This window comes from Candidatus Neomarinimicrobiota bacterium, from assembly GCA_041154365.1.
In the GTDB taxonomy this organism is placed as follows: domain Bacteria; phylum Fidelibacterota; class Fidelibacteria; order Fidelibacterales; family Fidelibacteraceae; genus Fidelibacter; species Fidelibacter multiformis.
Genome location: AP035449.1, coordinates 2,706,119 through 2,728,289, shown reverse-complemented (window position 1 = coordinate 2,728,289; position 22,171 = coordinate 2,706,119). Strand labels below are relative to the sequence as shown.

Below are 22,171 nucleotides of genomic sequence, written 5' to 3'. Positions count from 1 at the left end.
GAGCAAGGCAGTAACGCGTAACGCGTGATGCGTGACGAGATTGGATGGATGCGTCAATGGACGGAGGAGCTGAAAAAGTTCCCAGTCTTCGCTACAGACTGCCAACTGCCGACTGTCGACTTTCGACTTTCGACTTTCGACTTTCGACTGAAGTCCCAGGAGCGACGCGACGCTAACTTCAGACAGGCCGCAGCCTGTCCCTACATCTACCAACTTCTAACTTCTGAAAACGCTGCGCAGCAGCAATTGAACACCATGAACTCAAAAGAAGGAGCATGCTATGAATTATCTGCCTTACGACGAGCGGTATGAAAAAATGGAGTACCGCTTTTGCGGAAAAAGCGGCTTGAAACTTCCACAGATCTCTTTGGGACTCTGGCACAATTTCGGCAGTGTGGATGTCCATGAAAATGCACGGAAGCTGATTTTGCATGCTTTTGACAACGGCATTACCCATTTTGACCTGGCCAACAACTATGGTCCTGCCTTTGGAACAGCCGAAAAAACATTCGGCCGGATTCTCAAAGAAGATTTGGCGGGTCGCCGGGATGAACTGGTGATCTCCTCTAAGGCGGGCTATCTCATGTGGCCGGGGCCTTACGGCAATGGCGGAAGCCGGAAATATCTTATTGCCAGTCTGGATCAAAGTCTGAAAAGGATGGGCCTGGAATACGTGGATATTTTCTACCACCACCGGCCGGATCCTGAAACACCCCTGGAAGAAACCATGATGGCGCTGGATCAGATTGTCAGAAGCGGCAAAACCCTCTATGTCGGCATATCCTCCTATTCACCCGAAGAAACACAGAAAGCCGCCGAAGTACTGTCCAATTTGGGGACACCCTGCCGGATACACCAGCCAAAATACAATATGCTCTACCGCGATATCGAAAAGGGACTCTTTGATGTTCTCCGGTCCAAAGGGATCGGATGCGCGGTATTTTCTCCTCTTCAACAGGGTGTGTTAACAGGGAAATATCTGAACGGTATCCCGGAAGAGTCCCGGGCCGGCAGACCGGAAGGATTTCTAAAACCCGAAAATATCACAAAAGAGATGCTGAATAAAGTACAGGCGTTGAGCAAAATTGCCGAAAGCCGTGGACAGACCATGGCTCAAATGGCGGTTTCCTGGGTCCTTCGCAGGCCGGAAGTAACCACTGCTATCATCGGCGCCCGGAAAGTTTCACATATTGATGATGCCCTTAAGGCTTCAAAAAACACGAAATTTTCGCAAGAAGAACTGAAAAAAATCGATCAGATTCTGGAAGACAAAGCATGAAAAAGAATCCTCTTGTTTCTGTTAAATCTCCAGGTCGATTGCTTTTGATCATGGGCGGAGCCGTTATTCTTCTTATAATTCTGGCAGTTTTTTTCTTGATTCCCCGGGAGCCGTATGCGGAAAGAACCCTGGCGGAACATCGTGATACCTTCCGGAAAACCCTCATCGATTCAACCATCCTGGCAGTTATTCAACAGGCCCCGGAGGCTTCCAACGAGGAAGAATGGAAAGGTGCCTGCTGGGCCATGGGGCTGGCCCAATACCGCTCAGATGTTGCGGAAAAAGCCCTTAAAAAAGCATTTGATCGTTATGAAACACTGGATAATGAACTGAAACGGTCGTTGCTGGAAGTGGCTTACGGCCTTTATCCCGAGCAGTTTGTGCCGGAAGTCCGGTCCATTCTCCGGATGGAGAAGGACCCCAAACGCTTTGTTATGGCAGCATTGTACCTGCATCGTGCCCGGTTTAATCTGCAGACCGGGATGGAAATCAGAAACCTCGTGATAGAAAAATTCAGCCATCTGCCGAATCATCCCATTCTGGGAATGTTCAGGGCGGAACTGCACTTCAGGCCCGAGCTGCCTCCGGTTGATCAATTGCTTTCCCCGGATTTTCTAAAGGGTTATCCGGTTTTTTACACCTTTTTCAGGCAAAACCGGGATTATCCGGGAGTCACGATTTGTCGCCTTGCCGATGGAAGCCTGAAAAAGGAAGAAGGCCAGACCCTCTGGTCCGTATGGCACCTGGGGCGGTCAAATTCCGGCTTACCCGGGTATGTGACACACGGAAATACACCGGAAGGTCTCTATTCCCTGCAGGGAATCACACAGTCTGAGAATGTCTTTATCGGTCCAACACCCGTGGTCGATTTGAAAATGCCCTGGGAAATATCACCGGCTGATTTTTTTCATGGCAACACTCCCGATACCCTGTGGGACCGGGCCGATTACATGGCTGTGTTGCCTCCCCGGTGGCGGGATTATCTTCCTGTGTATACCAGCTATTATGCCGGCAAAGCCGGCCGAAGCGAAATTATTGCCCATGGGACCACCATCAACCCCGACTTCTATACCGGGAAAGATTGGTATCCCTTCACACCTTCTCTGGGCTGCCTTACAGCTTTGGAATTGTGGGATGACGAGAGTGGGACCCGGACATTCAGCCATCAGCAAAAATTGATTGATTGCCTGAAAGAAGAGAATATCCAAAAAGGGTTCTGGATGGTCATTGATCTGGACAAATCAAATAAGCCGGTTACCCTGGATGATCTGCCATGGTTTTCATCCTCCATTCGGAAGATGAGAGAAGAGTAAGGCCTTCAGGTGACATTGTTTTCAGGAATTGCATACAGAAGCACGGTGTGGGAATCGGGAACGGACATAAAAAGGATTACAGGTATCTTCCGGTGGCCGGCACCTGTCAGTGTACCTTTTTGCCCAAGGATTGTATGCCCTGAACTCTCGGGGATTTGAGAATAGAGGTCATGATAAGCATCAGCATCCATACACACATCCAGGAATTGATATTTTAATTCGTGATAAGGCTTTTCCAGCAATCCCGATAAGGATGCATTAACTTTTAAAATAGTCCCCTTGTGATCGGTCACGAGACAGGGAAGCGGACTCTTTTCCATCCATCGCATATAATCATCACGCTCCCGCCGGATATCGTCAAATTCTTTGTAGTAACTGGTCACATCAATGCCAATGGCAAAATAGAGATTGTATTTCTTTTCTCTCCGGATATGGGAAAAATCCCACAGGATCATTTTTTCCGCCCCGTCTTTTGCTCTGAAAGGATATATCTTTTGTCCCTGTTTATGCTCCCTGAGAGCAAGAGACTCAAGAAAATTCTGAGCATCTTTTTGCCGGTCCGGAGAGATGAAGGTGCTGTAAAAAAAACGTTCCCGTAAATGGGATATATCATATCCGGAGATTTCCATTGCCCGGGTATTGGCATAACGAATATTTCCCTGTTCGTTGAAACCCAACAATAACATACCACCGACATCCCCGATGGCTTTTGTCGTTTCATAAAACTGCATCAGGGCCTCTTCCTGCTCTTTTCGTTCGCTGATATTGCGAATTACCACATGGATCAATTCGTGATTCCGTTCTGAGAACCGGCGGGCGTGGACCTCTGTTGCAATCCGGTGCCCGTTTTTGGTCACATGGGTGCTTTCAAAACGGGCAACCTGATTTTTAAGAATCGTCTGCATATGCAGGTCGATTTTGGAGATTTCATCGTCTGTCACAATATCGGTGATTTTCAAACCGATCATCTCATTCCGTTGATATTTAAAGAGTGAACAGGCCGCCTGGTTGACATCCAGGATCCGGGTTGTACGGTCAATGACAAAGGACGCATCACTCATGTTGTTGAAATAGGACCTGTATCTGAATTCCCTGTCTTCATAGGCTTTCATCTTCAGGTAAGTGGATAAATTATCCGCCAGATAGATAAGCCAGTCAGGATTTGTTTTGGAGCCGAGGGGGATACGTGTCATAAGGATCGGTGTTTGAGACCCGTTTTGCCGAACCAGAAAGCCTGAAGCCGGTGTATCCGGCCCACCGGACGATTCGATTTTCTCCGGGATGTTCAGTATGCGTCGGAGATCATGTCCTGTAATGTCCGCACGGCTGTATCCTGAAAAAGATAAAAAATCCTCACTTGCCATCCGGATGTGAAAAGATGCATTGCAAATAATCCAGTAACCCGGCAGGCGTGCATAATGAGCTTTTAGTATCTGTTTCAATTGTTGTTTTCCAGGAATCCCGGCCACACTTTGTTCATTTTCTTTATTCTCAAACAATCGGGCCAGCAGCATGGACAACAAGCGGAGAATATTGGAAAAAACCTCACTGACGGCCAACCCCTCCTCCACAATAAAGGCAATAAGATATTCACCGGACGGAAGGGAAAGACAGGTGCTGATCAACACATGGTAAATATCCGGAAAAAGTTCTTTGCGGTGGATGGCAACAGCCGGAACGACAGCAATATCTTTGCTTCTTTTGAGTTTATGAAGATGTGTTTGTCCATCGGGACTGTTTAGAAAACGGACGACATCGTCTCTCTCTTTTTCCGTGCCGGGATGGATGAAAGTGTACTTTTTTTCCGGTGAAAGCCTGATAATCCAAAAGCTCTTTAATTCCATAAACTGCTTTAATTCCTGGCAGATCCTATCCAAAACCTTATCAGGATGTGGAAAATCCGGCAGATCATTGAAAAGATGAAAACTTTTTTCATGGATTTTTACCAGTTGATCTTGTTTCCGGAATTTTTTATGGACATCCGCAAAGGCGCTATCCCACTGGAGATGCAGCTTTCGGATGGTATATTCGAGGTAGATGAGGGATAATGTCAGAATATAAACCGGCACCATATCCTGAATCAGCGACTGATTGTATATTCGATAAAAAAGAATGTTTGCGAACGGGATTGTGCCGGAGTAAATCATCACATACCGGATAAGTGCCGAAATAATCCAATGCAGCAAAATCAGGAAGATCAATCCCGGAAAAAAAATATTTACGTGTCTTTTCCAGGGAAGGGGTTTGAGGTAGAAAAAACGCCGAACCTGTGAATTTGTCAGGGCAACCCGAAAAAATAAAATCGAAAATAATCCAAAAACAGATTGAATCAGGATATGATATCCAATTTCTACTGATGAAATGGGTTGGATATGTATCGTACCATCCCCAAGAGTAGACTTTAAAGAGATAAGCACGGGGAAAAGGGTAAAGGCACTTAAAATCACCACAAAACGGTAGAGCAGTTCAAGGACAATCATATCCGTCCAGATGGTATTCCCCGTTTCCCGGGAAAATTTTTCACCCAGGCCGTGCCATAAAACCCACAGGATATAAAACGTAAAGAAATACACCAGACCGTAATCTGTCCCGTGCCGGAAAAGAAGGATAGAAAGATATCCCCCTGAAAAAGCTGAAACCAGCCCATATTTCCAACCCCATACAATGGCAATGTACACGGGAAAAAAGAGTCCCGGATACAAAGGAATATCAAAAGGCCCCAGATTAATATTCAACGGATAAATATTCAGAAAAAAACTGAGAATGCCGAAGAGCATGGAGATGGAAATCTTATAGGTCTGTGGTTTGTGAACGTTTTGAAAAAGTTTCACCGGGGTGAATCCTTTCTGTGTGAAAAGGGAAAAATGCCTTGAAACGTTTTATGAGCAAACATCATTTTTCCGGCAGTTTGTCTTAATTTGGTTTTGAAATCTAAAAAAACTCGTGTGGACTTAATAAGGGAATCTTGATGTATCCCGAGAGGAAAGTAAATTATGGTGTATTCACGGAGAAACCTTTGGCCGGAAAAGGGTACTAAAGGATATGAAACACATGACATTGAACGCGATGAAAAGGATGCTGTGTCAGCCACTTCCGGGAGCGGCCAGTCACCGGATCATGTGGCCGGAAGGCCGCGAAGAGATTCCCCTGGAGGATCTTTACCCGGCAGCCACCATGATTCTGATTTATACCCTGGATAAGCGTCAGTATTTTCCCCTGATTCGCAGAAGCAACCGGGAGGATGATGCACACCGTGGACAAATTGGTCTGCCGGGTGGGCATCATGAACCAGGAGAGAGCTACCTGGAAACGGCCATCCGTGAAACAGAAGAAGAAATCGGGGTTCAGATAAAACCTCAGGAAATTGCCGGAAAACTTTCGCCCCTTGCCATCACACGCAGCGGATTTATTGTACACCCCTATGTCGCCCTGACGGAAGATGCCCTGACCTTTAAACCGGATCCTGCCGAAGTGGACGAAGTAATCCCTGTTTCTCTGGAAGAACTCCTGAGGCATCCGGAAAACAAAACCTTTAAACTGGATAATGGGTGGAACGTACCGGGGTTTCTTTTTTCCAATGTGAATGTGTGGGGCGCAACAGCAATGATATTGAATGAGTTTAGAGTGATGAGTTTAGAGTAATGGGTTGGAGTTTTGAGTTGAGAGTTAGGCCATTGTGGCTTTTAATCTTGACAAAATAGTACAGATTTAAGTAAACTCTGCTTCAAAGAAACCGAGGAGACCATGGGCAAGGATCGCGAACATATTGATTCACTGACGAAGAAAGAGTATGAATTTGGTTTTGTGACTGATATTGAGATGGAAATGGCGCCGAAAGGGCTCAATGAAGATATCATCCGCCTTATCAGCGAGCGAAAAGGGGAGCCGGAAAGGATGTTGCGCTGGCGTCTGAAGGCCTACCGGCGCTGGACAAAGATGTCGGAGCCCACCTGGGCTTTTGTCACATATCCTCCTATCGATTATCAGGAAATTTACTACTACGCTGCGCCCAAAAAGAAAGAAGGACCGAAAAGCCTGGATGAAGTGGATCCGGAAATTTTGGAGACCTTTGACAAGCTGGGCATTCCCCTGGAAGAACGGGCAGCCCTGGCCGGTGTGGCCGTGGATGCGGTGATGGACAGCGTGTCGGTTGCAACAACCTTTAAAAGCAAGCTCAAAGAACTGGGCATTATTTTTCTTCCCATTTCAGAAGCCATCCGTGAATATCCCGATCTGATCAAAAAATATCTGGGCTCAGTGGTCCCCCCGACAGACAATTTTTTTGCGGCGTTGAATTCAGCCGTGTTTACTGACGGCACCTTTGTCTATGTCCCCAAAGGAGTCCGTTGCCCCATGGAACTCAGTACCTATTTCCGCATCAATGCCGCCAACACCGGTCAGTTTGAACGGACACTCATTGTGGCAGATGAGGGAAGCTATGTGAGTTATCTGGAGGGGTGTACTGCCCCCATTCGTGATGAAAATCAGCTCCATGCCGCTGTTGTGGAACTGATTGCCCTGGATGGGGCAGAGATCAAGTATTCCACCGTGCAGAATTGGTATGCCGGAGATAAGAATGGAAAGGGAGGCATCTATAACTTTGTCACAAAACGGGGGGTATGCGGTCATAATTCTAAAATCTCCTGGGCTCAGGTGGAAACAGGATCCGCCATCACCTGGAAATATCCCAGCCTGATCCTTCGGGGAGACAATTCAGTGGGGGAATTCCACTCCGTGGCCCTTACCAACAACCGGCAACAGGCCGATACAGGCACTAAAATGATCCATCTGGGTAAAAACACCCGGAGTACCATTATATCCAAAGGAATTTCCGCAGGCTATAGCAACAATTCATACCGGGGTCTTGTGAAAATCGGTCCCAGGGCCGATCATGCAAAAAATTATTCCCAATGCGATTCCCTGCTTATTGGGGATACATGTGGCGCACACACCTTTCCCTACCTGGAAGTAGACAATCCTACAGCCAATGTGGAACATGAAGCCACCACATCCAAGATCAGCGAAGACCAGCTTTTTTATTGTAATCAGCGGGGAATCGGCACAGAAGAAGCCATCGGTGTGATTATCAATGGCTATGCCCGGGAGGTTTTTAAACGCCTGCCCATGGAGTTTGCCGTGGAAGCCCAAAAACTTCTCACCGTCAGCCTTGAAGGCAGCGTGGGTTAATCTGAAAATAAAGGACATGCGTATGTTAAGCATTCGGAATCTGAAAGCATCCATCGAAGGAAATCATATCCTCAAAGGGATCAATCTTGAAATCCACCCCGGCGAAGTCCACGCCATAATGGGCCCCAATGGCTCTGGAAAAAGCACCCTGGCCCATATCCTGGCCGGACGGGAGGGGTATGTGGTGGAAGACGGAGAGGTGATCTTCGAGGGGAAAAACCTTTTGGAACTGGCACCGGAAGCACGGGCCCGGGAAGGACTCTTCCTGGCTTTTCAGTATCCCATTGAAATTCCCGGTGTTTCCAACACCACCTTTTTAAAAACAGCCCTGAACGAAATCCGGAAACACAGGGGACTGCCTGAACTGGATGCCATGGATTTTCTGACCTTGGTCCGCAAACGGATGAAACTGGTGGATATGGATCCCTCCCTCCTGGGGCGACCGGTGAATGAAGGCTTTTCAGGCGGAGAGAAAAAAAGAAATGAAATTTTGCAGATGGCGGTTCTGGAACCCCGGCTGGCCATCCTGGATGAAACCGATTCCGGATTGGATATTGATGCCCTGAAAACCGTGGCCAATGGGGTGAATTCCCTGAAAAACAAAGATAATGCCACCCTGGTGGTAACCCACTATCAGCGGCTTCTGGATTATATTGTGCCCGATTACGTGCATGTGCTCTATGACGGACGTATTGTGGAATCAGGCGATAAAACCCTGGCCCTGGATTTGGAACGGAAGGGATACGACTGGATCAAAGCCAAATCGGGAGAGAGCCGATGACATCACGCAGGACGGATACTCACCATTTCTATCACAATCTCCGGATGCCCTCCCCTGACAATCAACAACCGTTTCTGAGAAATTTCCGGAAAGCTTCCCTGAAAAAACTGGAACAGGCACCCTTTCCAACACTGAAACATGAAGAATGGAAATACACAGATTTAACAGACCTCTCAACACAGGTGCCAACACCGTCAGCTTCCTCCGATTTGGACGGTCTTACACCTGAAGCGGTATATCCCTATACTTTCAATCAGATGAAAAGCCATGTTCTGGTTTTTGTGAACGGCCATTACGCACCCCGGTTTTCCAGGACAGATGATCTTCCCGTCGATATGTGTGTGGAAAGTTTTACAGAAGCATCCCAAAGAGATCCCGACATAATCAAAGCCCACCTGGGAAAGGCAGATAAAAAAGGAAACGATTATTTTTCTTATTTAAACGGTACTTTTTTTACTGATGGAGCCGTAATCCGCATTCCGGAAAACTATGCATGCGAACGCCCCATTCATCTGATGTATCTGACGGTGGGGAATGGAGATCTTCGCTACTCAGCCATCCGGAATATTATCCTGATGGGAGCCGGAAGCTCTGCGACCGTTGTGGAAACATACGACAGCCTGGATCAGCAACCTGCTCTGACGAACGCCGTCACGGAAGTGTTTGCCGGAGAAAATGCTGATTTGCGTCATCACATCCTGCAACTTCAGAATGAAAAGAGCTTTTTTTTCGGGAGTACAAATATTGCCCTCCCGCAGGACAGCCGGTACCTGAACACCTGGGTATCGTTGGGAAGCCGCCTGGCCCGGAAGGATGTGGATGCCGACCTGACCGGTCCGGGCAGTGATTGCCAGCTCTTTGGTTTATATGCCGGCAAAGATCATCAACGGATGGACAACCGGACTGTTATAACCCATCACACACCCCACGCCACAAGCAATCAGGTGTACAAAGGTATTCTGGACGGAACATCAAGAGGCGTCTTTAATGGTAAAATCCTGGTAGCCCGGGATGCCCAGAAAACCGAAGCCCATCAGTTAAACCGAAACCTGATTCTTTCAGACAATGCCCACGCCGATTCAAAACCCCAGCTCAAGATTTTTGCCGATGATGTCAAGTGTTCCCATGGTGCCACAGTGGGACAGCTGGATAAAACGGCCATGTTTTACCTTCAAAGTCGGGGCATTGCCAAAGAGGTCGCCCGTTCCATGCTGACCTTTGCCTTTGCCAACGATGTGGTGGATTCCATTATCCTGGGATCGGTCCGGTTTTTCCTCTATAAACGGCTTTATAACCGCTTTGGACGGGACTGGGGATCTGCAGAGGATTTTGAATCGCTACATACCATAAAGGAGCCAAGAAATGACTGATGATATTAGAAAAGCTTTTCCCATTCTTCAGGAGACTATTAATGGACATCCATTGATTTATATGGATAATGCAGCCACCACCCAAAAACCCCGGCAGGTGATTGACGCCATCTCCAGGTATTACCTTCATCAGAATGCCAATGTCCACCGGGGAGTTCATACTCTGAGCCAGAAAGCCACAGACCTTTTTGAAGCCTCCCGTGAGGAGGTCCGGTCATTCCTTAATGCACCGTCAACCGAAGAAATTATCTTTGTCCGTGGAGTGACGGAGGGAATCAATCTGATCGCGGCTTCTTTCGGACGATCCCAACTGAATGCCGGCGATGAAATCATTCTCTCGGGGATGGAACATCACGCAAATATTGTTCCCTGGCAGATGCTGGCCCGTGAGTTGAAATTTTCCATCAAAGTGATTCCTTTTAATGACCGGGGTGAATTGGATCTGGAAGCCTATCAAGAGGCATTCAGTCCCCGGACACGCCTGGTGGGCGTAGTGCATGTATCCAATGTATTGGGTACAGTAAATCCTGTCAAAGAGATGACGGCCATTGCCCATGAGCACGGAGTGCCCATCCTGGTAGACGGCGCCCAGGCCATTGCCCATGAAAAAGTGGATCTTCAGGACCTGGATTGCGACATGTATGTCGTATCGGGTCACAAGGCCTATGCCCCAACAGGTATTGGAGCTCTTTATGTAAAAAAGAAGCATCTTGAATCCTGGCCACCCTATCATGGCGGCGGTGAAATGATTGAAGAAGTGGCCTTTGGGAAATATCCCACCTTTGCCTCACTGCCCTACCGCTTTGAAGCGGGCACACCCCACATGTCCGGTGTGGTGGGATTTGCCGAAGCCCTCCGGTTTATCCGGAATACAGGCTATGATGTGATTCAAGCACATGAACAAAAACTTCTTGAACATGGCCGTAGACAACTCTCTGCCATTCCGGGACTCACATTTTATGGGGACGCTGAACGGAAAACATCCATCTTTTCATTTCTTATTAAAGGGATTCATCCCCTGGATATCGGCAGCTTCCTGGATGCCCGGGGTATTGCCGTACGGACCGGTCACCATTGTGCACAGCCTGTGATGCAGCGTTATGGCATTCCTGGAACCGCCAGGGCCTCCCTGACGATTTATAATACCACTGATGAAGTGGATTACCTGGCGGAAAGTCTCCGCGATCTGGTGAAACTCTTCACCTGAAAGGAGGAAACATGACAGAAAAACGAAGTATGAAAGAGGTCCGCGAAGAAGTGATCAAGGTGCTGAAAACCGTGTATGATCCTGAAATATGGGTTAACATTTACGATTTGGGCCTTGTGTATGATATTGACATTAATGACAACCTGGACGTTTATATCAAGATGACCCTTACATCACCTACCTGTCCCATCGCTGAAACTTTGGTCCAAAAAGTGGAAAGCAAACTGAGTTATATTGATGGCGTAAATCACGTGGAGGTGGAAATTGTGTGGGAACCGGTCTGGAACCAGGATATGATCACCGAAGACGGGAAACTGGCTCTTGGGTTGATGTAAATGAAGCTCTCCACACAGGAAGTGTATGGCCTGCGTTGTATTCTGCGAATTGCCCGGTCCGGCAAGGAAAACGGCATTACCATCCATGAAATCAGTGAAAAAGAGGGCATTTCAGAAGCTTATACCGCCAAAATTCTCCGTATTTTGCGATTGAAGCACCTGGTCCTGAGCGAACGTGGGAAACATGGAGGATATATCCTGGCCGATATCCCGAAAAATATTCCCGTCAGCCAGGTAGTGAACGCCCTTGGTGGAAAATTATATGAGTCAGACTTTTGCTACAAATATCATTCGGACACACATAAATTATGTGAACCTGTCGAATATTGTTCTCTCCGCACCCTCTGGTTTTCTGTACAGAAGGCCGTAGACCGGGTCCTGGATGGCGTAACCCTTCAGGATATCCTGGACGAGAACGTGGATACAAAAAAATGAGGAAGCGCTTTTTCCATTCTCTCATGTGATCCATTGACCAACCCTCTAACTATTAGTAAATTTAGCAGAATTTTTAAACAAGGGGCTTATGATAGACATGCGAACCATTCTGATTGATTTTGATGTGCATAAAGAGATAGAACGCCGCCGTCGTTCTTTCAAGGAAACACCCAATGATGTATTAAGGCGGAATTTTGGATTGCCGGCCCTGATGCCGGATGAAACAGAAGAGATCCGTGAAGAGCCGGGATTGGCTGTCCGGGGGACCGTGATACCCAACGGCACCAAACTCCGGGGGACATACAAGGGCATTCAGTATTATGCGGAAGTCAACGAAGGACAAATCATTTTCAACGGGAAAAAGTTTAAATCACCCTCTGCCGCCGTTATGGACATTACCCACGTAAACACCAACGGCTGGATATTCTGGGAATATTACGATGCCGTCAACAGTGAATGGAAAATTCTGAAAACACTTCGGGAAAAAGCCCAGGACCCTATGGGCTGATAGAGAGATGGAGAGAGACCTCCATTGACGTGCAGAATCACACTCAACCTTCCCTGTGAAATAAGTGAAGCGTATTTCATGGGGTTTAACCCCGACAAGCAATATACCATGACACAAAAATTAAAAGTCTTTCTGCTAATTTCAATACTGATAGTGCTAATGACCCATTGTGAACCGCCAATGGTTGTTACAAAATGGTCCGGTCAGACCATGGGGACATTTTACCATATCAGTGTTTATGGTCCGGAGATGGATGAAGCCCGGCATCTGCAGATACATGATGGCATTGATTCCGTGTTGCAATCCATCAATCAACAGATGAACCCCTGGGATCCGGAAAGTAAAATTTCCCGGTTTAACCGTTTGAAAGCAGGAGATACCCTGGACATCTCACCGGAGTTTGCCCGGGTATTGGACATATCCGGAAGAATTTGGGAAAGCTCTGACGGCGCCTTTGATCCGACTGTTGGTCCCCTGGTGGATGTGTGGGGATTCGGTGCCGGGTCAAAAGAAAAAAAAATTCCGGATCCCCATGAAATAAAAACCTGTCTGGAATATACCGGATTTGATCTGATTGGGTGGGAAGTCACGAAACTGACAAAAAAAGATTCCCGTGTCCGGCTGGATTTGGCAGCAGTTGCCAAAGGATTTGGCGTAGACGCAGTATCCCGATATCTGAAAAGCCGGGGTTTCACGAATCACCTGGTAGAGATCGGTGGAGAAGTGTTTGCCATGGGAAAGGTGAAAAACCGCTCTTGGCAACTGGGGATTGACCGCCCCGAGGATTTTGCCCTCCCCGGTGAAAGCCTCAGCTCTGTCATCTCCATTTCAGGACAGGGCGTGGCCACATCCGGAGACTACCGGAATTTTTACATAGATAAAGGGCGGAGAATTTCACACACCATCAATCCAAAGACCGGTGAACCGGTGACGCATAACTTAGCCAGTGTGACCATTATTGCCCCCGATTGTGCCCGGGCGGATGCCATTGCAACAGCCTGCATCGTCATGGGTAATACGGCACCTGAATGGCTGGAAAGCCTGGATTCGGTGGAGGGATATTTTATTTTCAGACAGGACTCTGTGACGATCCGGGAAACAATGACCCCCGGATTTGCTGATTATCTTGTCAAATAGAATTAAGCCGCTTTTTCTGTCGTTGATGAAAAGGTTCATTCCATTTATAAGTTTATCAAGAAATGAATTCCGCCGCCAAAACCCAAAACAGTTTCAGTTATTTTTTTCGATATCTTCAAGAAGATGAATTTTTATTTCATATTAAATATTAAATTAATATAATGATCCATTACACCTCCCAATCCCAAAACGCTTTCATCATACTCCTGTAAAGCTCCGCGGTTTTTGGGGGGAGTTTGCTTTTGGATATATCAAGGTCCATGATATCCTGCAGGTTTGCCATGAGGTCGTAGACTGTGCAGAATTCATTGTTTTCATCGGTGTCGTCATGCTCTTCCCAATGAAGAAAGGTGTCTAGATCAAATCCCACCGGTTTATAACCTTCCTGTTGGGCATATTTGACGATCTCTTTAAATGTGTCCAGCTCAATTTCAGCCCAGCAAAATTCATCCTCATCTTCACAGTCATCATGTTGTTTGGCCTGCTCAAGGATAAATGCTTTAATTCTGCTGAATTCTTTGTCTTCTTGTGCCATTTTATAACTCTCCTCGGATAAAACTAATAACTTTTTTTATCTTTATTGAGCACCGCTTCTGTGAATATCTGTCCGTCTGTTTCCATGACCGGTTTCTGAACAAGGGTTTTTAAATAGGTCCGGTATGAAAACGATGTCTGTTTTTGCGGGTATAAAACGGAATGAGTTTTCAGACAGGTTAATATCCCTGATTTATCCATCATCCTATGATCACTGAGATAATCCGCCATGTGCAGGAGCAATGCCCGCTCCCGGGTCAGGGTTTTTTCCGCCAGTTGTAATCCTTTTTGGAGGATTTCCTTCCCTGATGCGTTTACAACGTCATCCGTGTCATGCAGGTGTTCCGGCGTTTCATGGGATTTTACCTGATAAGAGGCAGGAAAACCTCCCATTCCTGAACTCCGGACCATCGTCATGACAAATCCTGTTGCCCTGGAGATGTCCGATTCACATCCGTCCGTGATTCTTTCTTCACCAAAGATGATCTTTTCAGCCGCATATCCCCCTAAAAGCATGGCTACACTGGGAATGATCTGATCTTTGGATGTAAACTGCTTATCCTGTGAGAAGAGTGTTGCCCCTTCGCCTTCACTATCCGATATCACCGAATAGACTCCTTCGGGGATTCTGTTTAAAAGGACGGAACTGAGTATGGCATGTCCCGATTCGTGGACGGCAACCACCGCCTGCCGGTCATCCTGACGGCTTTTCCGGAGCGTATGAAGGGTAAGGACAGGTGTAAAGGATGTCTCCCCACTTTTAGCTCCCTGATAGAAGAACTCTGCACGGATTTTATGTTCATGATAGGCTAAGCGAAGACTTTCCGCACGGATATCCTCTAAAAAACGGTACGCCACGATATCCCCGATATAGGATGTGATCAGTTGATGGATGGTTGTAAAGACGGGTCGCGTTCCCTGGGTGGGATAAACCCCTTCCCGATAAATCAGCTTTTCAATACTTTCCTCAAAATGAATGGCAAAGCCGGTTTTTCTGCCGAATTTCTCTGCGATTTTATGCAGTTCCGCCCGGATGATCTGAATGTATGTTTTCCGGTTGAAGGCCGGGTAAATGATATGGGAATTCCCGAGCCGGGATATCTGTTCACTCCGAAGCCGGTTTTTCAGGGCATTTTTTATCATGGGGATTGTGATCGTCAGGGACTGTTTGTGAAATTCATCTGCATCCATTTCCGTACTGAAATTGCTGCTCATGGTATAGGCTTCGTCCAGATTCCCCAAGACAAATATCAATGCTTTAGTGCAATCCACTTCCCGCTCGCTACCGGCATGAATAATAGCCCTTTCAATGAGCTTTATGACTTCAGGCAAGGTGAATTGGGCAATCTGATTTTCCAGCACTTCGTAATTTAGATACTGATCCCGCATGCAATCGTAAATCACATTTTGCTGTTCCGATGTGAGAATCGGCGGATGTTTGCTGATTTCATCGGCAAAAGCCCGGAATTTCAGTCGCTCAGCAGCTGTCAGATAAATCTCCCGCCCTTTCACCACATTTCCCTGTTTCACCACAACCCCCTTCCCCTGGAGAAATCGGAGAAAATCCCGGAGTTCACACAGGACTTCTATATCGCGAAAATCCCTGTCCGCCTGAAATTTTCCGGTATCCAGAAGATCCCAGATAATCCGCGCGTACGAATTGCCTGTTTCGAAACCCATTTCATTCAGGCTCCGGGCATGCTGGAATTCATCCAGGGCAATCATGACGGGAAACCCGTTATCGTAGGTGTAAATATCCTCAATCTTGTCCCGAAGCGTGAAAATACTCTCTTTATTGCCGCCCACATCGATATGGTAATAACGTTCCTCAAACTTCAGCAGTTCACTCAGCCGTTTCACCAGACAGGTCTTCCCCACACCCGTGAGTCCCCACAGATTGATCACAACCGGTTTCTCCTGCAGATCCGGATAGAGATACCAGGAACTGCACAGATCCACCACCTGATCAATCACGTTATCAATCCCGAATAACTCCTTTTTCAGTTGGGATTTGGCATGCTGCAGAATCTCATACCGTTCCTCCATATCAAAATCCATCAAAACACCTTTCTTTTTATCCATCCTTTATTCTCCTTCTTTTTCATTGAAACTAACCCTTAAAACGACATATATTGTCGCAAAGAATCATTATTTTAAAAAAGTGGGGGATTTTTCAACATGCCGGATGTGTCACAGAAAAAACGCCTGATCCGTATATTGGAACTGTTAAGCAGCGGCAAAGCCGTATCGGCGGCGGTGTTAAAGAAAGAATTCGGGGACAGTGTCACCGTACGGACCCTTCAGCGGGACCTGCAGGATATTGCGGATATTCTTCCTCTGGATAACCGGACTGTCCGGGGACGTGAGCAGGAGTTTGTTTTACCCCGCTATTACCGGGGGATGATCCTTCCCGTCATTCATCAAAATGAAATGCTGGCCTTTCACTATCTCAAATCCTTTATTAAAACACTTAAGACCAGTGCCATTGCCAAAGACATTGAAGCCCTGGAAAAGAAACTGGAAACCCTGGTTCCGGGGGATGTGATCCTTCCCTCCACGTGTACAGATGAAGAACTGGTCTATGATCAGAACAAGGGATATTTTGACTATTCGGATTACGATCATATTCTGAACCGTGTGATTCAGGCGATCGGGGATAAAGCCTGGATAGATATGGATTACTTCCCGGTGGATGCCGACAAGAGCCGAACACTGACCATCTTTCCCCATCGGATTTACACCTACCGCGGTAGTTTATACATGTTGGCTACGGTTTACCATTATGAAAAGCCGGTTTCTTTTCTGGTTCATTACATCAAAGCAATAAGTAAAAGTGAAAAGAAAACCGGGACACGGCCTTCCTTCTCCCCGGAAGATTTTACCGTCAGCCGGTTTGGTGTCTTCTCCGGTGAACCTGAACATGTGAAAATTAACATTAGCAAAGACATCCGACGTCACTTCATCGGCCGAATCTGGCATGAATCGCAAACCCTTACTGAAAACCATGACGGATCCCTCACCCTCACCCTGGATGTCCCCATTGTGCCCGATTTTATCAGTTGGATTTTGAGCTGGGGAGTGGGTATGAAAGTGCTGGAACCGGAGGGGTTGGTGAAGAAAATGAGAGAAATCGGGAAAGAATTGTGCAAGTTATATTAAAAACTTCATAAAAAGTTATTGTTCGTCTTGATTTTCAGATGTAAGAACCATACTATAAATAAAGCAGAAAAAAGCATTTATGACTAATCATAATAGGCTTAGCAACGATTTAAATAGATTTATTGTGAATATAAAAGGAGCAAACCATGGAAAGAAAAGCAGTTGAATCATCGAATTTGGCATCGGTAGGTTATGATGAGCATGAGGAAATTCTGGAAATTGAATTTCAGCATGGAGGCGTCTATCAGTATTTTGATGTCCCCAAAAAGGTTTATGAGGAATTGATGAGTGCAGATTCACACGGGATATATTTTAACGCTAATATCCGTAATAAATATATTGATCATAAAATGTGATTTCAGGGCTGACTTATAAGTCACCGGATTAAATCTTGATATTCCCAAAAAATTTAGAAAAATGAGGTGAAATCAAATGGCCATATTAAAAATCAATCAAAAGCTTAAACGTGTAGAAATAAGTCCCTTTGAAATCGACAATCCGGTTGTCTTCAATTATTTTGACAAGCTCCCGGTATCAGAAAGGGATGATACATTGTTTAGAGCCATATACATTGGAGTATTGGCCCTCATGGAAGACCGGATTGCAGCCTTTTTATCAAAAACCCAAAATGAACTTGGGACCGAACTGGAAAGCCTGAAAATGATCTTCGATATGAAAAGGGAGATATTTTACAAAACAACTGTTAAAGGCACGATTGCCGAGGCAGAGATTGCTGAATTTCTCAATCAATACTTTTCCGAAAAGAAACTAAAAGACCGGGCAATGCTCACCGGCAATGTTGCCGGAACCCTTCCCAAAAACAAAACAGGTGATATTATTTGTGAGGTTAATGGTAATGCGGACTTGAAAATTGCCATTGAATGTAAATTCGATAAAAGTATCCATTTGGGTGATATTGCTGGCAAAGACATCTTTATCCGTAAATCGGACACAGCCTGGAGCCAGTTACTGGAAGCCCGGGCAAACCGGGAATCTCAAGTAAGTCTGATTGTTTTTGATATCTCTCTTGTTGACAATTCAATCCTGAAAAACTATGAAAACGTTGGATACATCCCCGGAGTTGGTTTGATTGCTGTTGTGGATTCACAGAAAGGGGATTATTCAAATCTCGTCATTGCCTACATGCTTGCCAGAGACATCGCACTCCATGCCAAAGAAGTGGATCTTGACAAAGACACATTAGCCATACTCATCAACAGGATCATCAAAGACATCACTGAAATACTTTCCATTAAAAAGCTTGTCCGGAACAACATTGACAACAATAAAGCCATCCTGAAACAACTGGATAAATCCCTCTTACTCATGGAATTCAACCGGGAATACCTGAAAAAATTTCTGAAAGACGGAAAACTTTCCAAAAAAGATCTGCTTGATTTTTATTCCGGAGAAGATGTCAAAGATAAATATAGGATGATTGAGAAGGAGATAAGTGAGATATGACTATGAAGAAACTAATTACAAATATTGGCTCTTTCCCCTTGATTGCTATAAGTGCGATGAAGTATATTCGATTAAAGTAAATAATAGAATGGTAAGTAGAATAATTACTACTAAGGAAAAAATAAACGCCATATGTTGCATATTATTCCGAATTAGAAGAATAAACGAAACATGGCGTATACACAGACGTTGGCGGTAATTTCAAACGACACAACAATGACATTAAAAGAATTTATAAAACAGTTTGATAAAACCAATTCAGTTGTTCTTCTTGAAGGCAAAAGAAATGTTAGAGAGGCAGACAAAGAAAAGTTGACAGCACTTGGAAGGTTGTTAGCATCAAAGACAAAAAGAATGATATTTAGAAGCGGAAATGCAGAAGGTTCAGACCAATTGTTTTCTGATGGTGTTACCGCAGTCGATAATAAAAGATTACAAGTTATTACTCCGTTTTCTGGACATAGACAAAAAACCAATCAAGCTTACTACACAATTTCTTTAGATGACATAAACATTGCTGCCGAACCAGAAGTGGTGTATCAGTCCAAAAGAAATAAGAAAACTGAAAAGCTCATTGACCAATTTGTCTCAGGTGACAAAAATCGTTATACAATAAAAGCAGCTTATATAATCCGAGACACTATAAAAGTAATAGGAACAGACGAAATAAAGCCAGCAATTTTTGGTATATTCTATGACGATTTAGATAACCCAATGTCAGGTGGAACGGGACACACAATGAACATTTGCAAACAAAATAATATCCCATTAATTGACCAAAAAATATGGTTCAAATGGCTGACAAAATAGAACAACATACCGCTAAAAGTAAAATAAACACAATTGTGTTTAGCCTTCCAATATGGTGGAATAAACACAGTTGGGTTTATACAGACGTTAGCGGTCAGTTTAAAGAAAAGCAACTATCCAATATATGGAAACATTAGAATTAATAAAAGATGCGATACGTATGATAATTATCTTAATTTTGAGAGAAATTTAATTTCATTAAAATATGGTAGTATGGCAGTAAAATCATTTGATTACATGGAAAGTAACCTACCCACAGAGAATTTTAAAAAATTTCCAGCAGTTCCAGTTGTGGTTTCTTTTGGTAATAATGAACAAGAAATATTCACAGGATTAATTGATAGTGGGTCAAACAATTCGTTTGTCGATGTGTATGTTGCTGAAAAAATAAATGGAATTATAATAGATACTATAACAACAAGTGGTATTAATTCAAATATCGAAAGAAAACCTGTAATTCAAATAAAACTATCTGTGGATTCAATGGAAGGAAATTGGGTGGAATTAAAGGTAGGTGTCATGGATACTCAACATCCAAACCATCAAATCATATTGGGTAGAGATTTTATAGAAATCTTTAAAAGAATAACGTTTGATATTGATAATAAGAAAACAATATTGGATTATTAAAAACCGAACCGCTAACAAGGTATATAAGCAAGTTTGCCATTAAGGTTACTATTAAATTGATAATTACTACAAGGCAAACCTGCTCATATACCTAGCCGTTATCAACACCATTAGCCACTAAATATGATGCCGTGTGATCATTGCATTGTTGCATATTGCAATGATCTATTTTATTCTGTATAATATCAGTAAAGAAAGGAGTGGATATGCCGGCAGCAGTCAGAGTGTCAGATAAATTGCTTCAGGAAGCAAGAAAGTTCAGCAAAATAGAGCATCGCTCGATTACCGGCCAGATTGAACATTGGGCCAGAATTGGTAAATGTGCCGAAGAAAACCCGGATTTATCGTATGAATGTATTCGGGATATTTTGATTGGAATCGAAGAATTGGATCATGGTGAACACAGCGAATATGAATTTGGATAATTTAAATGAAAATTTTACAGTCCAGACTCTTTGCAAAAAAGGTTAAGAAATTATCAAAATCTGAAAAAGCCATATTAGATTCTGAAATCCGAAAAATTATCGATCATCCCGAAATTGGACAGGAAAAGAAAGGTGATTTAAAGGGAATATTCGTTTATAAATTCAAAATTAAGACAAATCAATTTTTACTTGCCTATCGTTTAAATCATGAAAATATAGAATTTATAATGCTGGGTTTTCACGAGAATTATTATAGAGATTTGAAGAATTATCTTTGAATGCTACTTTGAAGGATTTGTATCGAATCTATTTTATCGGCGCCAATACTATCCCCTTTTAAAAAAATAAAATTCATCAGCATTTTCGCTTTACTGCCATAAATTTGTTTTGCAATATTTAATAGCCGTGCCCTGACAGAAGCCGGGATATTTTTAACGCTGTGATCTTTATTTTTCATCCGACAATCGCCTTTATATATGGATTCATCACTGTTTTGACCTGACATGTTTCAGCATATTCATAAAGACGGTTAATATTGGCCCCTTTCCGGGCAAGGTATGTCTTCAGGGCTTCAATCGCTATATCTTCTCCCAGTTTTTTTCTGTAGCGAAACATATCGGCTATGGACTTTTCTGCCGAGTAAATTTTGATCTTGATATTGTTTGATTCGATATACTCAATCCCTTCGGAATAAAACCGCTTCGGAAAATAATATCCTCTAATAGGGGGATATTTCATTTTCGGAAATTTTTCCGACTGAGGAATTGCCACATAGACTTCAGGTGGATTAAAAGTTGTCAGGTTGTAGTATTCAAGTGCTGACAGAAGACAAATCACTCCTTTGGGTATCAGATGGGCTATATCAATAAAACTTTGTGGAATATGATCCGGATGATTCATGTCTGTCAGCCGGTAATAGCCAGGTTTGATTTTTTCTATCTTACCTTCTTTGAGTAGTTTCGCAATATCGCGCGTATGAAAAGAAGCCTCTTTGAGATCCTGCATACGGGCATATCCACTGTGATCAAGAAAATATTTGATAATGTTGTTCATAATGAACGGTTCCATTTTACTGTTAATATAATACATTTACAGAAAATATGAACCATTTAATTGCTTGATTCATGAGCACATTTTAGAAAAGAGTGTATCCATTTTTCCTTGGTCGTATCATTTTCTTTCTCTAAAAAGGCTTGTAAATTTTTTTAAGTTATATAGGTAAACGTCAACTATTATTCCCCGCATGTTGCCTCACGAGAAAATCACATGATTTAGAAAAACCTGATTGTTCCGATTTCAATTCGGACACTATTCCGATCCATTTCGGACACTAATTCCGATTTCAATTCGGACAAAATGCACAGGTTAAGCGGAATAATGATTTGTGCCTGATATTCATTAAATTTTTTTATCGAGCACCCTGACTTCAACACATGAAAAACTATTTAATAAATTGAAGTTGTTCGTTTAAATCCCCGGACATGAACAAATTAAGCATATGGCATTATTAATATATTGGATACAAATAAGAAAGGTAGTTTTATATAAACAGAAAATGATTGTCGGTTTGTGGCTGGTTTACCATAAAATAATTCAA

Annotated in this window: 23 protein-coding genes; 18 read left to right on the top strand and 5 right to left on the bottom strand. The window is 44.2% G+C overall.

Features of this window, described 5'->3' with window-relative positions; genetic code table 11:
• The first annotated feature begins 280 nt into the window (after positions 1-280).
• Positions 281-1,279, top strand: coding sequence for an L-glyceraldehyde 3-phosphate reductase (mgrA, locus tag strainIA91_RS11510; RefSeq protein WP_400166953.1), 999 nt, complete (start codon positions 281-283; stop codon positions 1,277-1,279).
• Complete coding sequence (locus tag strainIA91_RS11505; RefSeq protein WP_400166951.1) at positions 1,276-2,592, top strand: hypothetical protein; 1,317 nt, start codon at positions 1,276-1,278, stop codon at positions 2,590-2,592. The genes mgrA and strainIA91_RS11505 overlap by 4 nt, the downstream gene beginning before the upstream one ends.
• Positions 2,593-2,597: 5 nt before the next feature.
• Here strainIA91_RS11505 and strainIA91_RS11500 read toward each other — a convergent pair whose 3' ends face one another.
• Positions 2,598-5,423 carry a PAS domain S-box protein gene (locus strainIA91_RS11500; RefSeq protein WP_400166949.1) on the bottom strand — a complete coding sequence of 942 codons (2,826 nt, stop codon included), beginning with the start codon at positions 5,421-5,423 and terminating at the stop codon, positions 2,598-2,600.
• A 220-nt stretch (positions 5,424-5,643) separates the two neighbouring features.
• Here strainIA91_RS11500 and strainIA91_RS11495 point away from each other — a divergent pair, with 220 nt between their 5' ends.
• The 9 genes from strainIA91_RS11495 to strainIA91_RS11455 all read left to right on the top strand — a co-directional run bounded on the left by strainIA91_RS11495 (position 5,644) and on the right by strainIA91_RS11455 (position 13,552).
• Positions 5,644-6,234, top strand: coding sequence for an NUDIX hydrolase (locus strainIA91_RS11495; RefSeq protein ID WP_400166948.1), 591 nt, complete (start codon positions 5,644-5,646; stop codon positions 6,232-6,234).
• Between the two features lie 102 nt (positions 6,235-6,336).
• Positions 6,337-7,779 carry a Fe-S cluster assembly protein SufB gene (sufB, locus tag strainIA91_RS11490; RefSeq protein ID WP_400166946.1) on the top strand — a complete coding sequence of 481 codons (1,443 nt, stop codon included), beginning with the start codon at positions 6,337-6,339 and terminating at the stop codon, positions 7,777-7,779.
• A gap of 22 nt (positions 7,780-7,801) precedes the next feature.
• The gene (sufC, locus tag strainIA91_RS11485; RefSeq protein WP_400166944.1) at positions 7,802-8,560 is read left to right on the top strand and encodes a Fe-S cluster assembly ATPase SufC; all 759 of its coding nucleotides are present in this window, start codon (positions 7,802-7,804) and stop codon (positions 8,558-8,560) included.
• A complete protein-coding gene (gene sufD, locus strainIA91_RS11480) occupies positions 8,557-9,930 on the top strand; it encodes a Fe-S cluster assembly protein SufD (RefSeq protein WP_400166942.1) in 1,374 nt (457 codons plus the stop codon). Before sufC ends, sufD begins: the two co-directional genes overlap by 4 nt.
• Positions 9,923-11,137 (top strand): aminotransferase class V-fold PLP-dependent enzyme, encoded by a 1,215-nt coding sequence (locus tag strainIA91_RS11475; RefSeq protein ID WP_400166940.1) that lies wholly within the window; start codon positions 9,923-9,925, stop codon positions 11,135-11,137. The genes sufD and strainIA91_RS11475 overlap by 8 nt, the downstream gene beginning before the upstream one ends.
• Positions 11,138-11,148: 11 nt before the next feature.
• Positions 11,149-11,472 (top strand): iron-sulfur cluster assembly protein, encoded by a 324-nt coding sequence (locus strainIA91_RS11470; RefSeq protein ID WP_400166939.1) that lies wholly within the window; start codon positions 11,149-11,151, stop codon positions 11,470-11,472.
• Positions 11,473-11,907 carry an RrF2 family transcriptional regulator gene (locus tag strainIA91_RS11465; RefSeq protein WP_400166937.1) on the top strand — a complete coding sequence of 145 codons (435 nt, stop codon included), beginning with the start codon at positions 11,473-11,475 and terminating at the stop codon, positions 11,905-11,907.
• A 97-nt stretch (positions 11,908-12,004) separates the two neighbouring features.
• Positions 12,005-12,415, top strand: a complete 411-nt coding sequence (locus strainIA91_RS11460; protein ID WP_400166935.1) for a hypothetical protein — start codon at positions 12,005-12,007, stop codon at positions 12,413-12,415.
• 108 nt (positions 12,416-12,523) lie between these two features.
• Complete coding sequence (locus strainIA91_RS11455) at positions 12,524-13,552, top strand: FAD:protein FMN transferase (RefSeq protein WP_400166933.1); 1,029 nt, start codon at positions 12,524-12,526, stop codon at positions 13,550-13,552.
• Between the two features lie 169 nt (positions 13,553-13,721).
• On the opposite strand, the gene strainIA91_RS11450 is transcribed toward strainIA91_RS11455, so the two are convergent.
• A complete protein-coding gene (locus strainIA91_RS11450) occupies positions 13,722-14,087 on the bottom strand; it encodes a hypothetical protein (RefSeq protein WP_400166931.1) in 366 nt (121 codons plus the stop codon).
• Positions 14,088-14,110: 23 nt separating this feature from the next.
• Positions 14,111-16,168 carry a hypothetical protein gene (locus strainIA91_RS11445; RefSeq protein ID WP_400166929.1) on the bottom strand — a complete coding sequence of 686 codons (2,058 nt, stop codon included), beginning with the start codon at positions 16,166-16,168 and terminating at the stop codon, positions 14,111-14,113.
• 96 nt (positions 16,169-16,264) lie between these two features.
• Here strainIA91_RS11445 and strainIA91_RS11440 point away from each other — a divergent pair, with 96 nt between their 5' ends.
• The 7 genes from strainIA91_RS11440 to strainIA91_RS11410 all read left to right on the top strand — a co-directional run bounded on the left by strainIA91_RS11440 (position 16,265) and on the right by strainIA91_RS11410 (position 20,852).
• Complete coding sequence (locus strainIA91_RS11440) at positions 16,265-17,245, top strand: helix-turn-helix transcriptional regulator (RefSeq protein ID WP_400166927.1); 981 nt, start codon at positions 16,265-16,267, stop codon at positions 17,243-17,245.
• A 146-nt stretch (positions 17,246-17,391) separates the two neighbouring features.
• A complete protein-coding gene (locus strainIA91_RS11435) occupies positions 17,392-17,601 on the top strand; it encodes a KTSC domain-containing protein (RefSeq protein WP_400166925.1) in 210 nt (69 codons plus the stop codon).
• 76 nt (positions 17,602-17,677) lie between these two features.
• Positions 17,678-18,709 carry a hypothetical protein gene (locus strainIA91_RS11430; protein ID WP_400166923.1) on the top strand — a complete coding sequence of 344 codons (1,032 nt, stop codon included), beginning with the start codon at positions 17,678-17,680 and terminating at the stop codon, positions 18,707-18,709.
• A 171-nt stretch (positions 18,710-18,880) separates the two neighbouring features.
• Complete coding sequence (locus strainIA91_RS11425) at positions 18,881-19,519, top strand: hypothetical protein (RefSeq protein ID WP_400166921.1); 639 nt, start codon at positions 18,881-18,883, stop codon at positions 19,517-19,519.
• A 213-nt stretch (positions 19,520-19,732) separates the two neighbouring features.
• Positions 19,733-20,149 (top strand): retropepsin-like aspartic protease, encoded by a 417-nt coding sequence (locus tag strainIA91_RS11420; protein ID WP_400166919.1) that lies wholly within the window; start codon positions 19,733-19,735, stop codon positions 20,147-20,149.
• Positions 20,150-20,355: 206 nt separating this feature from the next.
• Complete coding sequence (locus strainIA91_RS11415) at positions 20,356-20,574, top strand: TA system antitoxin ParD family protein (protein ID WP_400166917.1); 219 nt, start codon at positions 20,356-20,358, stop codon at positions 20,572-20,574.
• A gap of 5 nt (positions 20,575-20,579) precedes the next feature.
• On the top strand, positions 20,580-20,852 hold the full coding sequence (locus strainIA91_RS11410; protein WP_400166915.1) for a type II toxin-antitoxin system RelE/ParE family toxin: 273 nt from the start codon (positions 20,580-20,582) through the stop codon (positions 20,850-20,852).
• Here strainIA91_RS11410 and strainIA91_RS11405 read toward each other — a convergent pair.
• Both strainIA91_RS11405 and strainIA91_RS11400 read right to left on the bottom strand, forming a co-directional pair.
• A complete protein-coding gene (locus tag strainIA91_RS11405; protein WP_400166913.1) occupies positions 20,843-21,031 on the bottom strand; it encodes a hypothetical protein in 189 nt (62 codons plus the stop codon). The genes strainIA91_RS11410 and strainIA91_RS11405 overlap by 10 nt on opposite strands.
• Positions 21,028-21,642 (bottom strand): type IV toxin-antitoxin system AbiEi family antitoxin domain-containing protein, encoded by a 615-nt coding sequence (locus tag strainIA91_RS11400; protein ID WP_400166911.1) that lies wholly within the window; start codon positions 21,640-21,642, stop codon positions 21,028-21,030. Before strainIA91_RS11400 ends, strainIA91_RS11405 begins: the two co-directional genes overlap by 4 nt.
• Positions 21,643-22,171: the final 529 nt, after the last annotated feature.

Bases quoted from the DNA above. Each gene is read 5' to 3' on its own strand.
- mgrA (WP_400166953.1), top strand. From the start codon at position 281: ATGAATTATCTGCCTTACGACGAGCGGTATGAAAAAATGGAGTACCGC.
- strainIA91_RS11410 (WP_400166915.1), top strand. From the start codon at position 20,580: ATGAAAATTTTACAGTCCAGACTCTTTGCAAAAAAGGTTAAGAAATTA.
- strainIA91_RS11470 (WP_400166939.1), top strand. From the start codon at position 11,149: ATGACAGAAAAACGAAGTATGAAAGAGGTCCGCGAAGAAGTGATCAAG.
- sufD (WP_400166942.1), top strand. From the start codon at position 8,557: ATGACATCACGCAGGACGGATACTCACCATTTCTATCACAATCTCCGG.
- strainIA91_RS11425 (WP_400166921.1), top strand. From the start codon at position 18,881: ATGGCGTATACACAGACGTTGGCGGTAATTTCAAACGACACAACAATG.
- strainIA91_RS11405 (WP_400166913.1), bottom strand. From the start codon at position 21,031: ATGAAAAATAAAGATCACAGCGTTAAAAATATCCCGGCTTCTGTCAGG.
- strainIA91_RS11450 (WP_400166931.1), bottom strand. From the start codon at position 14,087: ATGGCACAAGAAGACAAAGAATTCAGCAGAATTAAAGCATTTATCCTT.
- strainIA91_RS11505 (WP_400166951.1), top strand. From the start codon at position 1,276: ATGAAAAAGAATCCTCTTGTTTCTGTTAAATCTCCAGGTCGATTGCTT.
- strainIA91_RS11475 (WP_400166940.1), top strand. From the start codon at position 9,923: ATGACTGATGATATTAGAAAAGCTTTTCCCATTCTTCAGGAGACTATT.
- strainIA91_RS11400 (WP_400166911.1), bottom strand. From the start codon at position 21,642: ATGGAACCGTTCATTATGAACAACATTATCAAATATTTTCTTGATCAC.
- strainIA91_RS11435 (WP_400166925.1), top strand. From the start codon at position 17,392: ATGGAAAGAAAAGCAGTTGAATCATCGAATTTGGCATCGGTAGGTTAT.
- strainIA91_RS11495 (WP_400166948.1), top strand. From the start codon at position 5,644: ATGACATTGAACGCGATGAAAAGGATGCTGTGTCAGCCACTTCCGGGA.
- sufC (WP_400166944.1), top strand. From the start codon at position 7,802: ATGTTAAGCATTCGGAATCTGAAAGCATCCATCGAAGGAAATCATATC.
- strainIA91_RS11455 (WP_400166933.1), top strand. From the start codon at position 12,524: ATGACACAAAAATTAAAAGTCTTTCTGCTAATTTCAATACTGATAGTG.
- strainIA91_RS11415 (WP_400166917.1), top strand. From the start codon at position 20,356: ATGCCGGCAGCAGTCAGAGTGTCAGATAAATTGCTTCAGGAAGCAAGA.
- sufB (WP_400166946.1), top strand. From the start codon at position 6,337: ATGGGCAAGGATCGCGAACATATTGATTCACTGACGAAGAAAGAGTAT.
- strainIA91_RS11430 (WP_400166923.1), top strand. From the start codon at position 17,678: ATGGCCATATTAAAAATCAATCAAAAGCTTAAACGTGTAGAAATAAGT.
- strainIA91_RS11420 (WP_400166919.1), top strand. From the start codon at position 19,733: ATGGCAGTAAAATCATTTGATTACATGGAAAGTAACCTACCCACAGAG.
- strainIA91_RS11460 (WP_400166935.1), top strand. From the start codon at position 12,005: ATGCGAACCATTCTGATTGATTTTGATGTGCATAAAGAGATAGAACGC.
- strainIA91_RS11445 (WP_400166929.1), bottom strand. From the start codon at position 16,168: ATGGATAAAAAGAAAGGTGTTTTGATGGATTTTGATATGGAGGAACGG.
- strainIA91_RS11440 (WP_400166927.1), top strand. From the start codon at position 16,265: ATGCCGGATGTGTCACAGAAAAAACGCCTGATCCGTATATTGGAACTG.
- strainIA91_RS11465 (WP_400166937.1), top strand. From the start codon at position 11,473: ATGAAGCTCTCCACACAGGAAGTGTATGGCCTGCGTTGTATTCTGCGA.